The sequence below is a fragment of the Streptomyces sp. CB03234 genome (assembly GCF_001905885.1).
Lineage (GTDB): Bacteria > Actinomycetota > Actinomycetes > Streptomycetales > Streptomycetaceae > Streptomyces.
In genome coordinates this window covers 785,485-797,721 of record NZ_LIYH01000001.1, presented here as the reverse complement: position 1 = coordinate 797,721, position 12,237 = coordinate 785,485, and the positions used below count along the sequence as shown (strand labels likewise).

11 protein-coding genes and 1 tRNA gene are annotated in these 12,237 nt (G+C 71.6%); 6 read left to right on the top strand and 6 right to left on the bottom strand.

Going from position 1 to position 12,237, the window contains the following annotated elements; genetic code table 11:
* Nucleotides 1–693 precede the first annotated feature (693 nt).
* Nucleotides 694–1,455, top strand: a complete 762-nt coding sequence (locus AMK26_RS03595) for a transcriptional regulator (RefSeq protein ID WP_073751791.1) — start codon at nt 694–696, stop codon at nt 1,453–1,455.
* A 143-nt stretch (nt 1,456–1,598) separates the two neighbouring features.
* On the top strand, nt 1,599–2,183 hold the full coding sequence (locus tag AMK26_RS03590; protein ID WP_073751789.1) for a DinB family protein: 585 nt from the start codon (nt 1,599–1,601) through the stop codon (nt 2,181–2,183).
* Nucleotides 2,184–2,594: 411 nt separating this feature from the next.
* Here AMK26_RS03590 and AMK26_RS03585 read toward each other — a convergent pair.
* Nucleotides 2,595–2,666: transfer RNA gene (locus AMK26_RS03585), tRNA-Val, on the bottom strand.
* Between the two features lie 183 nt (nt 2,667–2,849).
* Here AMK26_RS03585 and AMK26_RS03580 point away from each other — a divergent pair.
* The 3 genes from AMK26_RS03580 (at nt 2,850) to AMK26_RS03570 (ending at nt 5,265) form a co-directional block, all read left to right on the top strand.
* Nucleotides 2,850–3,608 (top strand): DUF4097 family beta strand repeat-containing protein, encoded by a 759-nt coding sequence (locus AMK26_RS03580; RefSeq protein ID WP_073751787.1) that lies wholly within the window; start codon nt 2,850–2,852, stop codon nt 3,606–3,608.
* 73 nt (nt 3,609–3,681) lie between these two features.
* Entirely contained in the window at nt 3,682–5,025 is a 1,344-nt protein-coding gene (locus tag AMK26_RS03575; RefSeq protein WP_073751785.1) for a hypothetical protein, read from the top strand.
* Between the two features lie 21 nt (nt 5,026–5,046).
* Nucleotides 5,047–5,265, top strand: coding sequence for an FmdB family zinc ribbon protein (locus tag AMK26_RS03570; protein ID WP_073751783.1), 219 nt, complete (start codon nt 5,047–5,049; stop codon nt 5,263–5,265).
* A gap of 107 nt (nt 5,266–5,372) precedes the next feature.
* On the opposite strand, the gene AMK26_RS03565 is transcribed toward AMK26_RS03570, so the two are convergent.
* The 3 genes from AMK26_RS03565 to AMK26_RS03555 all read right to left on the bottom strand — a co-directional run bounded on the left by AMK26_RS03565 (nt 5,373) and on the right by AMK26_RS03555 (nt 7,941).
* Entirely contained in the window at nt 5,373–6,164 is a 792-nt protein-coding gene (locus tag AMK26_RS03565) for a hypothetical protein (protein WP_198943982.1), read from the bottom strand.
* A 119-nt stretch (nt 6,165–6,283) separates the two neighbouring features.
* Nucleotides 6,284–7,057, bottom strand: coding sequence for a hypothetical protein (locus tag AMK26_RS03560; protein ID WP_073751779.1), 774 nt, complete (start codon nt 7,055–7,057; stop codon nt 6,284–6,286).
* On the bottom strand, nt 7,054–7,941 hold the full coding sequence (locus AMK26_RS03555) for a hypothetical protein (RefSeq protein ID WP_241837783.1): 888 nt from the start codon (nt 7,939–7,941) through the stop codon (nt 7,054–7,056). The genes AMK26_RS03560 and AMK26_RS03555 overlap by 4 nt, the downstream gene beginning before the upstream one ends.
* A gap of 146 nt (nt 7,942–8,087) precedes the next feature.
* Between AMK26_RS03555 and AMK26_RS03550 the strand changes: the two genes are divergently transcribed.
* On the top strand, nt 8,088–8,699 hold the full coding sequence (locus AMK26_RS03550; RefSeq protein ID WP_073751777.1) for a DedA family protein: 612 nt from the start codon (nt 8,088–8,090) through the stop codon (nt 8,697–8,699).
* On the opposite strand, the gene AMK26_RS03545 is transcribed toward AMK26_RS03550, so the two are convergent.
* The gene (locus AMK26_RS03545; RefSeq protein WP_073751775.1) at nt 8,668–9,489 is read right to left on the bottom strand and encodes an HAD family hydrolase; all 822 of its coding nucleotides are present in this window, start codon (nt 9,487–9,489) and stop codon (nt 8,668–8,670) included. The genes AMK26_RS03550 and AMK26_RS03545 overlap by 32 nt on opposite strands.
* The gene (locus AMK26_RS03540) at nt 9,486–12,230 is read right to left on the bottom strand and encodes a phosphoribosyltransferase (RefSeq protein WP_241837782.1); all 2,745 of its coding nucleotides are present in this window, start codon (nt 12,228–12,230) and stop codon (nt 9,486–9,488) included. The genes AMK26_RS03545 and AMK26_RS03540 overlap by 4 nt, the downstream gene beginning before the upstream one ends.
* Nucleotides 12,231–12,237 lie beyond the last annotated feature (7 nt).

Genomic DNA, 12,237 nt, shown 5'->3' with positions numbered 1-12,237 from the left:
GGCGCGCGCCCGCACCGTGCGCGGGCCTTGATGAAGTAGGGAAAGTTCTACCGCGCTGGTACCGAGTCCGGCCGTCGCAAGTGTCCTCGGCGCCTCGGCCGTTGACGGCCGCAGGTTCACTCATGGAGCGCGGCGGTCATGTGGCCTCGCTTCCAGGGACTCGGCGAGTCGTTGTGCGGTGTCCGCGTTCATGAGGCCGATGTAGACGTAGGGCGTTCCGGTGCCGGAGACAACGGGGCGGATGTGGGCGGTAGTGGCGTTCGTGGATGCCCAGTCTCGCGAGGGCGTCCTTCAGCGCGGTGCTCGCGGCGTCGGCGGCTGCGCGGCCGACGCGCCACTGGGGCACGCTCAGATCTGTCATAGGGCATCCCGGGTGGCATGGGGGTGGGTGCGGATTTCCACGGACGCGTCCGTGGCCAGCGAGTAGTCGCCTTTCGCTCTGGCGGCGAGCCGTTGTGTCGCGCACGTGGCGCAGGTTTCGCACCCCTCCACGGGGACAGGTGGTGTTGGAGGGAGCGGCAGGTCGATGGGGGCTTCCATCCACGTCTTCGGGTGGCTCATGGGCGTGAGGATGCAGGCCCCTTATGGACGTATCTCCAGTTGGTCCGGCGACAGTTGGGCGGTATGCCGCTACGGTGCGAGAAGGCCCAAATGTCGTAGGGGGAAGTCCTGAACCTCGCTTTACGATCCGCTATGGCGGACGCACAGCTGAGTCCCCGCAAGCTCGCCGCGCGTATTGGCGTGACGCCCAAGACGGTGGAGCGGTGGTTGGCCGACGCTGAGCTGGTACCCCATGCAAAGAACCGTGTCGACGCCTGTCAGGCATTGAGGGTGGACGAAGAGATGATCTGGCCGAAGGCCGTGCAGGACCGTGTGAAGTCGGGTCACGACCGCGAGGTCGTCCACGCGTACCCGTACAGGTCCGCCTGCCCGTCGACGGTGTGGAGCGAGCTGATCGATGGCGCCAGCGAGCAGATCTTCATGGCGGGGTACACGAACTACTTCGTGTGGCTGGAGCAGCCGGCCTTCGGAGAGACCCTGCGGCGCAAGCTCGACGAGGGATGCCGGGTGCGATTCATGCTCGGGGACCCGGCGGGTGAGGTGACGCGCCAGCGGGAGGTCATCGAGAATGTCGCCCTGAGCGTGTCCACGCGGATCAGGATCACTCTGGAGCACCTCGAACGCCTCGGGCCCCTCCCGGGTCTGGAAACCAGGATCAGCTGCGCCGAGGATGCTGTGAACCACGTGTCGCTGTCTGTGTTCCGCTTCGATGAGGATGTCCTCGTCACGCCGCACCTCGCTCGCCTCGTGGGCCATGACTCGCCGCTGCTCCATCTGCGCCGCCAAGGGGCGGGCGGGATGTTCGACAGGTTCGCCGAGCACGCGGAAGAGCTCTGGAGCAGGGCCACGCCGATCAGCCCGTCACGTGGTGCGGACCTGGTGCGCGACACCTAAGAGGTCGTCTCACGTGGCAAGTTCTGCGAGCTTCTTGCGGCAGCTCAGGACAGTGGCCATGACCGGGCTTCGGCTCTTCCGGTCGTTGCGGTCCACGTACGGGATCTTGAGGCCGCGAGTAGTCCATGACAGGCTCATGCCGCATGATCGATGAATTCGCCAAGGACACCCTGCACGGGAGACTGCGGCGGGACCGCGAGGCGCTGCTCTGGAAGCTTGACGGCTTGTCCGAATACGACGCCCGCCGACCATTGACAGCGACCGGGACCAACCTCCTCGGCCTGGTCAAACACGTGGCCAGCGTCGAGGCCAGGTACTTCGGCGAGGTCTTCGACCGCTCTTCCCCGGAACCGCTGCCTCGGTGGCAGGATCACAACGGCAGCGATCTGTGGGCGACTGCGGACGAGAACCGCGATCAGATTATCGAGTTCTACCGGCGCACGTGGGAACACTCGGACGCGACGATCAACGAGCTTCCCCTCGACGCCCCCGGCCACGTGCCGTGGTGGCTGGAGCCTTATCCCAACACGAACCTGTTCGCCATCATGGTCCACGTCCTCGGCGAGACCAACCGGCATGCCGGGCACGCCGACATCCTGCGCGAAGACGTCGATGGCCGAACCGGGATGCGGCCCGAACACGAGATGCAGATCGATGAGGAAGCCCGCGACGCCTACTGCGCGAAGATCGAGCAGGCCGCCAGATCGGCCGCATCGGTCAAGGCATAGAAGGCTGTGCCACGTGACTTGATGTCGAGGCGTTGATCAACTCACGGCAACCTACCGCCACAGGTCGGTGGAGCGGCTTTGGACTGGAGCTGTCACGGGTCGTATGTCCGCTGGCCCTACGTTTCGTCTGCCGTCGACCCCCACACCGTGGAGCGGGTGCGGTCTGCTCGGCTTCTCCTGGGACCCGATGGCGGACGGGACGGGAGTTCCCCGCCTCAGCCCACCACGGCCGGCACTCGCGTGATCCGGACTTGGATGGTGGTGGAGATCCCTGGGCCCAGCCGGATCGCGCTGATGGTCACATGGACCGGCTGCTCAAGAGGCGTCCCGACCGCCGGTGACCACGGCCGTTGATGTCGGGTACGGATGTCGAAGGCCCCCAGCCATGATCGGCTGGGGGCCTTCGTCCTGTGGGCGCGGACGGTTTCGAACCGCCGACATCTGCTTTGTAAGAGCAGCGCTCTACCCCTGAGCTACGCACCCGTGGATTGAGTGAACAGGGTACATGGCGCATGGGTGGATCCTGCAAACCCGGCCTCCCGGGCTCCCGGGGCGGTGGGGCCGGGGGGTAGCCCTACTTGCGGGAGGGTGGGTGGCCGGATCGTGGTGGAGCCGGGTGGATACGTAGCGTGAGGGGGACAGGTAGGAACGAGCGGGGGAGGCGTCGTGGGTGTGCGTCGGATCTGGGTGGTTGGTGTTGTCGGCGGGGTCGTGCTGGGGCTCGGGGGGTGTGGGGGTGCCGGTGTGGAGGGGGCGCCGGTGGAGCGGAAGGCGTTCGCGTTCCGGGGCGAGACGCTGGTGGTGGATTCGGACGACTCGGAGCTGGTGCTGGTGCCGGCGGATGTGAAGGACGTGGAGGTGACCCGGCAGGTCGACGGGTGGGCGGTGCTCGGGGACGGGCCCGCGCCGGTGTGGAAGCTGGAGGGCGGCCGGCTGACGTTGCGGGTGGAGTGCGACGCGGTGGTGAGTGACTGCGAGGCGCGGCATGAGGTGCGGGTGCCGCGTGGGGTGGCGGTGACGGTGGAGGGCGACAACGGGGATGTGACGGCCGAGGGGTTCGACACGGCGCTCAAGGTCACGTCGGACAACGGAACGGTGACCGTGCGGGACGCGGGCGGTCCGTTGGAATTGCGGAGCGACAACGGGGACGTACGGGTGGAGGGGGCGACCTCGAAGAGCGTGGTGGCGCGGGCGGGGAACGGGGAGATACGGCTGGCGCTCGGGGCCGTGCCGGACCGGGTGGAGGCCGTGAACGACAACGGTGACATCGCCGTCGAACTGCCGGGCGGGGACACGCGGTACGCCGTGGAGGCGGGGAGCGCCAACGGGGAGGTGGAGGTGGGGGTGCCGGCCGACGACCGCAGCGGGCACGTGGTCGAGGCGCGCAGCGACAACGGGCAAGTCACCGTGCGAAGCGCGAACTAAACGGCCAGTGTGTTCGTCCTTACTGGTGGGAGAATGAACCGGTCAGCGGCGGACACACGGCACGGGAGCGGATGTGACGGCGACACACGCGCGGCGGTACGTGAAGGATGTGCTCGCGTTGATGTTGTTGCCGGTGCCGTTGGTGGTCGCCGCGCTGCCGGGGGCCTTCGCCGGGGGCGGTACGCGGCGCTGGTTCGGCGGGCGCGGGGAGAGCCAGCGGGCGGACGCGCAGGCGGCGAAGGACGCGGCCGCGGCGGCGTTCTACGAGCTGGACACCGCCCAGCGGGACTTGCGGATCTCGATCGAGACGATCACGGCGGTGGACGCGTCACCGGGGGCGCGCCGGGCGGTGGACGAGTTCGCCGCGCTGGGGCGGCGGATCGACGAGGTGAGCCATGCGTACATCACCGCCGTCGACGCCTACGACCTCGACCGGGACGATCTGGAGGCCTCCGTCGCCTCGCGGGCGCGCGGTGAGCTGCACCGGGCCAAGGACGACCTCGTACGGGTGAAGGGGGAGCTGGAGAGGTTCGAGCAGGGGCTCGGGCCGCTGCTCGACAAGGCGGAGACCCAGCTGGCGCGGCTGGCGCCGGCCGTCGAGCGGGCGAGAGCGGCGCTCCTTTCCGCGAGTAATGCTCTCGACACGGTGCGCGGCTCCGGGCTGCGCGCCGATGATCTCGCGGCGCGGCTCGCCGCCCTCGCCCCGGAGCTGACCAAGCTCAACCAGGGCGCCGGGCAGCACGGTGTCGCCGAGACGCTGCAGCGGGCCGACCGGGTGCTGCGGGACGCCGAAGCGGTGCGCACGGAGGCGGAACGGCTGCCCGAGCGGGCCGCCGAGACCGACAAGCGGCTGGTGTCGCTCCGGACGCGCGCCCAGGCCCTTGCCAACCGCGCCGCCTCCGTCGAGCCCGTCCTCAGCGAGCTGCGGCGCCGCTTCAGCGCCGCCTGCTGGCAGGACCTCCAGCCCGTCCCCGAGCAGGCCGCCAGGAGCGTCCGCCAGGCCGAGGAGAAGCTCCACGAGGCGGCCAAGGCCCGCGAGGAGCAGCGCTGGGCCGACGCGACGGCCCTGCTCTCGACCGTACGGGCCCTGCTGAACAGCGCCGACGAGGCCGTTTCGGCCGCGGGTGACCGGCTGAACCGGCTGAACGCCGTCTCCAAGGACCCGCAGGCCGAGATCCAGCGCACCCGCTTCGCCATCCGGGACGCCCAGCGGCTCGCCATGGCGGGCCGGCACACCCCCGATCCCCGGCACGCCCGCCCCCTGGACGATGCGGTGGCCCGGCTGGAGCGGGCCATCGGCGGGCTGGAGGGCCGCCACCCCGACTACTGGCACTTCCTGACCGAAACCGCCGCGGTGCGGGCGGCGGTGGCGCGGGTGGTCGAAATGATTCGGGAAGAGCGGGGCAGCGGGCACTGACCGCGCGGTTAATCTGGGGCCATGCCTCGCTACGAGTACCGCTGCCGCACCTGCGGAGACACCTTCGAACTGAACCGCCCCATGGCCCAGTCGTCGGCCCCCGCCGCCTGCCCCGCCGGGCACGACGACACCGTCAAGCTGCTGTCCGCCGTCGCGGTCGGCGGCACGGCCAAGGGCGGCGCCCCCGCGCCGTCCCAGGGCGGGGGCGGCGGATGCTGCGGCGGCGGGTGCTGCGGCTGATCCGCCCCCAGCCGCTCAGGGCCTGTCCGGGCGATCTCGGATGGCTCGGCACTGGCGCCGATCGCGTGGTCGGTGGGGGCCTGGCGCGTGAGGGCCCGGACAGGTCTTCAGGTCAGCAGTTGTGTCTGCAGGATCATCGACTGGTGGAACGGGACCGCCGCCGCACCGCCCTGCTTCTCGTGGACGAGGAACGCGACGGTGTCGCCGACCGGCAAGTATGCGTGGCGGGTCTGCTCCGCGCCGTACGGCGGACGTTCCGTGAAGGCGTACTGCTGTACGTCGTCGGGTGCGCCCGAGCTGTCCCAGTCGCCGTCGATTCCGCTGTCGCGTGCCCTGTTCAACGGTGCGGTCTGGTATTGGCCGCTCATCAGCTTCAGCCCGTCCTTGACGAAGCGATCGGCGTGGTGGCGCGTGGTGAAGCGCAGCAGGTAGACCCGGGCGTTGGTGCCGTCGGGCATCGTCCAGCCCCGGGCGGCGATGTGCCGCAGCGTGGAGTCGGTCAGGTGCTGCCGCAGGGACGCACGCCACGTCGTGTCGTACTCCGCCGCGTACCGCTCGATGCTCGTCCACCCTCCATTGAGCTTCGTGTCGGGCGTCGCGCCGGCGGGCGCCGGGAGGAGCAGCGCGCGCAGATCGGCGTGGTGGATGCCGGCCTCGTTCTCCTCGGCGAGAGGCAGGGGTGATCCGGAGGGCAGAGCAGGGAGAGTCAGCCGCGGGTAGTCCCATCGTCCGTCGCTCGTGGTGGCGAGGCCGGGCACGTCGGACCGGTCGAGGGCGATGAGGGGAAGCGCCGTCGCGGCGGCCGCCCCCGCGAGAACCATGACGGCGGCGGTCCACCGGGCAAGAGCCCGCAGGGCGCGACGGTCGGTGCGCTGCGGGGCGGCGGCTTGCTGTCCCACGGGCAGCGGCGGTTCCTGTCCGGTGGTGGGTGCCATCGGCGCCGGTCGGTCCGGAACGGCGTCTGCGGCGTCTGTGGCAGGTGCGTCCGGGGCCTGCCGGCTCTCCGTGGTGGGCTCGGTCATGCGGTCACCGCCGGGTACGCGATGTGGCCGAGCTGTTCTTCGAGCAGCTTGACGGCCGTGGTGGTGGCCAAGGGCTTCGAGCCGTACGCGCGCATGTTGAGCAGCAGCTCACCATGGACGGCGACGCAGGTCATGCTGTCGAGCTTGAAACCCTTGTCCTCCGGTCGCAGGTAGCAGGCGGCTGTGTGCCGGCCGTCCACCTTCGGTCCGGCGCGGAAGATGCCGAGGGCTTCGTAGAGCCCGGTCTGGAGCGCGTATGTTTCCTGCACGGCCTTCTTGTCGCCCATGCGGATGATCATGGTTTCCATGACGAGGTCGTTGGTGTCGTTCGCGTAGGAACGCACGGCGATCCCCTTGAGCCGCAGCTTCCCGTAGTACTCGTCGCGTTCGCGGCGCTCCGCGCCGGTCAGACCCTCCCCCGCCCTCTCCCTGAGCAGCGCGGTGGCCTGTACGCCACTGAGGGCAGTGTCATTGCCGTGCTCGCCGATGTCCGGTCCGAGTCGGTAGCCGTCGGGCACGGGGAGGAGCATCCGGCTGAGTTCGGTATCGGTCCGCCCAACCGGCCGGTCACCGCCTGGTGGTTCCGTACTCGCTGTCGGAGTGGCGCTCTCGGCGGGCCAGTAGGCCGTGGCAGCGGTCCGGTCCGCTCCGTCGACGATGAGGTGGGTACAGACCAGTCCGCCGCCGGTCACCGCGAGGGCGAGAACGACGGGAAGGTATCTGGTGAGCTTGCGTCCGAGCCGGTGCGGTGTCCCCCTGTCGCCGTTCACAGTCGCTCCAGTTGACGTTCGGCGAGCGACCGGATGGCCGTCTCGTTGATCGGGTCCGCGTCGAAGATGTGGATGTCGAACATGACGTCACCGCGGTAGCCGAGCGCACGTGCGTGGTGGCTCCCACCACGAGACCCACCCTCCGTGGAGAAGACGAAGTAGCGCCCGTTCGAGCTGCCCTTGATGGGGCGCCCGGGGTTGCCCGCGCCCCTGGACTTCGGCATGTACGCCAATTGGGACTCCGCGTACCAGTCCGCGCCACCGAACGCGCCCGGCCGGAACTGCACCAGCCGGATCGCCACCTGCTCGTCGGACCCGCCGCCCACCCAGTCGGCGGCGGCGACCCGTCGGATGTCCCGCCGGACGTAGTACTGGAACATTGAGCCCTCGTCGACGTATTCACGCGCGTAGCCGTCCGGGGACAGCCAGCCGTCGGACGGCAGAACACCCTTACGGAACGTGGGCACCACGGCGTTCCTCGCCCCCTTCGGCTTGCCGATCAGCAGCTTCCGCAGGTCCCCGTCGGTCCTCCGGCTCCGGTCCTCCGCGACGGAGAGCGGCCGCGGTTCCTTGCCCTTCGGCAAGGGGGCGGCCGGATGGGTCACATCCGGCTGGGCCAGCGGAGGCAAGGGGGTCGGCGCGCGCTGTGCCTGCACGCCGTACCCGACGACCACGCCCGCGACGAGGCCGATCACGGCGGCCGTTGCCCACAGAACGACGGCCCTGCCCCGGCGCGCGGGCCCGGCCGCACCCGGACCCGCGTCCCCGTCCCCGTCTCCACCCGCGCCCTCGTCTCCGTCCGGCGGGAGGTCAGGCGTCTTCCTGCGGGCTTCGGGCGCCAGCGGTGACATCGCCCCGGGCACCTCGTCGTGTTGCTCTTCCATGAGCCCCCCAGGACCATGTACATGATTGTCTTCGGCATCCCAGACTCACGAGCCCCAGCTGCGGTTGTACGCCCCGTCCGACCCGCGCCCGCGGCCTGCAGGAAACCTTCAGGAAGCCTTCAGCTCCGCTTCCCTAGCGTGGCCCCATGGAACGCTGGATCAACAGCCTCATGGACACCCTCGGCGCGCCCGGCGCCGGACTCGCCATCGCCCTGGAGAACCTCTTCCCGCCGCTGCCCAGCGAGGTGATCCTGCCGATGGCCGGGTTCGCCTCCGCGACCGGGCGGATCGGCCTGGTCGCCGCGCTGCTGTGGACGACGGCCGGCTCGGTCATGGGCGCGCTGGCGCTGTACGGAGTGGGGGCGCTGCTCGGCCGGGAGCGGACGATCGCCGTGGCGAGCAGGCTGCCGCTGGTCAAGGCCGCCGACGTCGAGCGTACGGAGGCGTGGTTCGCGCGGCACGGCACCAAGGCGGTGTTCTTCGGGCGGATGATCCCGGTCTTCCGCAGCCTCATATCCGTCCCGGCCGGCATCGAGCGCATGCCGCTGCCGGTGTTCCTGGGGCTGACGACGCTCGGCAGTGCGATCTGGAACACCGCGTTCGTCCTCGCCGGTTACGCGCTGGGCGACAACTGGGAGCAGGTCACCCACTACGTGTCGCTGTACTCGAAGGCGGTCCTGGTGGTGGCGGTGGCCGCGGTGGTGGCGTTCGTGGGAGTCCGGGTCCTCAGGCCGGGGACGGGCGTACGGCGGAGCTGAACCGGCGCAGGATCTCCTCCCCCGCCACCACGCCGCGCTCCTCCAGTACGTCCACGTGGCCGGCGCTCCAGCCACTCTCGGCGAGTTCCCCGTGGCCGGGCCGCCAGCCCCGGTCGGCGGCGAGCAGCAGGTCGGCGTCGAGCAGCGAGTCGCCGGCGGCCAGCACACGGTCCGCCCCGGCGCGGCGGGCGACCTCGCGGACGGCGGCGCTCTTGGTGAGCGGCTGGGGGACGGCGTACACCTTGCGTCCCTGGAGGGAGACGGCCCAGCCGCGTGGCCCTGCCCAGGCGGCCAGTTCCTTCATCCAGCCGTCGGGCAGCAGGGCGCGCTCGATGACCAGATAGGCGAAGAGGTCCTCCGCGACGCGTTCCTTCAGCAGCCAGGCCGGGTCGGCGACGGCCAGCAGGTGGGCGCGGACCTCGTCGAGCGTGGCGCACTCGTCGGCGAGGCGGGCGCCGACCGTGCGCCGCCAGTCGGGGTCGGAGACGCCGTCGACCAGCAGGTGCCCGCCGTTGGCGCAGATCGCGAACCGCGGTGGCGGTCCGGGGAGCCGGATGCGGTGGTACTGCTCGCGGGTGCGGGTGGTGGTCGGTACGAAGACGGCGTGGCGCGGCAGTTCGGTCAGCAGCGCGGCGGCGGTCTCCGTCACGTACGACAGCGGCTTGTGCTGGTACGTCTCGACGCACAGCAGGCGTGGCGCCTCGGCGTCCGGCATGGTCAGGCCGAGGGCGGCGGCGGAGTAGATGAGGGTGCGGTCGAGGTCGCTGGCGATGAGGGTGGTCACGGTCATCGGTGCGCCACCGCCTTGCCGTCGGCGCCTGTCGCGCCCCGGGTGTACTTCGGGTGGATCAGTCCGACGCAGGTGTAGTGCAGGTCGTCGGCCTCCTCGACCGGGACGCCGCGCTGTTCGGCCAGCAGCCGTACGTGGTCGAGGTCGGCGCCCGCGCCGCGCTGCGCGAGGATCTTCCAGGGGACGCGGCGCAGCAGGACGCGGGTGGTCTCGCCGACACCGGGCTTGACCAGGTTGACGTCGTGGATGCCGTACTCCTCGCTGATCCGCTCGACGGCGGCCCAGCCCGCCCAGGTGGGGGTGCGGTCGGTGGCGAGGAGTTCCTTGACGTCGGCGTCGACGGCGGTCGCGACCTCGTCGAAGTGGGAGGTGATGGTGGTCAGGAAGCTGTTGGACACGTCGGCGCCGGCGAGGTCGCGGTAGAACTTCGCGCCGTGGAAGTCGTGCGGCCCGACGAGGTCGGCGCGCAGCACGGTGCGCGATATCAGGCCGGAGACGGTGGAGTTGAGGCAGGCGGACGGGATGAGGAAGTCCTCGCGGGTGCCGTAGGTGCGCACGCACGAGCCGGGGTCGGCGAGGACGGCGATCTCGGGGTCGAAGCCGGGGAAATCCGCCAGGGCGGCGGCCAGCTCGCGGGTGATGGCGCCCTTGCCGGTCCAGCCGTCGACGAACACGACGTCGGCGGGGTCGTGGTGCTGCTGGAGCCAGCGCAGCGCGTTGGCGTCGATGCCCCGGCCGCGCACGATGGACACGGCGTAGTGGGGCAGGTCGAGGCCGTGGCGGTGAAGGGCCCAGCGGCGCATGAGTACGCCGACGGGGGTGCCGGCGCGGGCCAGCGACACGAGCACGGGGCGCGGTGACCGCTCGGCGAGGACCGTCTCGGTGACGGTGCCGACGGCGCGGGCGATGCGGGCGGCGGAGGTGTCGAGGGCTGTGTGGAAGAGGGCCTGGTAGCGGTCGCTGGGCTGGTATTCGACGGGCAGCGACTCGGCGTAGTGGGCGCCGCCACTCTGGATCGCCTCCTCGCGCTCCTCGGTCGGCGCCTCCAGCTCGACGTCCGAGAGGTCCTGGAGGAGCCAGCCGACCTCCTCGGGGGCGTAGGAGGAGAAGGCGGGGCCTCGGAGAGGCTCGGGCAGCATGGGGGCCCTTTCGGCGGGGACGGGGGCGGGCGCATGGGCGAGGGCGGGGGCGTAGGACGGTACGACGGCGAGCAGTACGTGCGGTATGTGCGCGGCGAGCTGGGCCAGGAGGCCGTCCGGGGCGTGGAGCGCGGGGGTGTCGGCGGCCGAGTCGACGACGGCGACGACCGCGTCGAAGGCGGCGCCCGCGACGTTGTAGGCGTACCGGTCGCCGGGGCCGTCGGCGGGTGCGTCGTGGGCGGGGAAGACGAGCCGGGTGCGTATCGCGTAGCCGGGGTCGTCGACGGCGAGGACGGGCGAGCGGGTGGTGGTCGAGAACCGGACGTCGGCGCGGCCGAGCTTTTCGAGTGCGACGCCCAGCGCGAGCGGCGCGTACATCAGCTCCTCGCACCCGAGCACCAGCACGCGCGGCAGATCACCCTCGCCGTGGGGCGCGGGGTCCGCTGTCTCCCGGGCGGCGTCCTGGGTGCCCGGCGTGAGGCCCAGCGCGTCGGCGACGCGGGCGGCCATGGCGGGGAGCGCGGCGTTCAGGCGGGCGCGGTGGGCAGGCGTGAAACCGTGCCGGCCGCCGTCCGGTACGCCGTCGGGCCACCCGAGCTCGACGCGCCGCACGGAGGTGGTACGACCCCCGCCGGGCGCGGCCCCATCGCCGGGACGCTCACCGCCCGGCGAACCAGCCGCACCGCCCGCCACGTCGGTACCGCCCGCGCCGGTCGCCGCATCCGCCGGCCGGCCACCGCCGCCCGCCACCGCGGCCACGTCGACCGCGCCCGCCACACCCGCCGCCCGCGCCACACCGGCCCCGCCCGCCGCTGATGCCACACCCGCCGCGCCCGCCACCCGCGCCGCGCCCACCGCCGACGCCACACCCGCCGCGCCCGCCGCCCGCGCCGCGCCCGGCGCCTCGTGCTGAGCCACCAGCGCCTGGCCGCGTTCCAGGACACCGTCCGGGAGCCGGACCGTTCCCGCCGCCAGGGTCACCAGGTCCACGCGCGCGCCGATCTCGGCGGCGAAGTCCGCGAGCCGGTCCCGGTCGGCGGCCGAGCGCATGTCGACGAGCGCGACGACCACGTACCGCTCGCGCGGGTAGCGCGCGTGGAGGGCCCGTACCGTGTTGAGCACCGTGTTGCCGGTGGAGAACTCGTCGTCGACCAGCACCAGCGGTCCTGGTCCCGCCAGCAGCGCCGGGTCCTCGGGCAGGAGGAGGTGCGAGGTGGCGTGCGAGTGGGCCTCCTCGAAGCCGCCCGCCCGCTCCACCCCGGGCACCGGGCGGCGCGTGGAGTGCAGGTACGGGGCGGTGCCCAGGCCGTCGGCGACCGAGTGGCCGAGGCCGGTCGCCGTCTCCGCGTACCCGAGCACCACCGCCCGCGCGGAGTCGTCGGGCCCGAGCAGCTCCCGTACCCGTACGCCCAGGTCGTAACCCGACCGCCACACCACGCCCGGGCTCTGCGGGACGTGCTTGCCGAGCACGTTGGAGACGAGCAGGTGCGCCCGCTTCGGGTTGCGCCGCAGCGCCAGGCCCAGCAGCTCACGCAACCGCTGGTCGCCGGTCAGCTCGATCCCGAGCCGCTCCGACACCCACGTACCCGACCAGACCGCCACGTTCCCG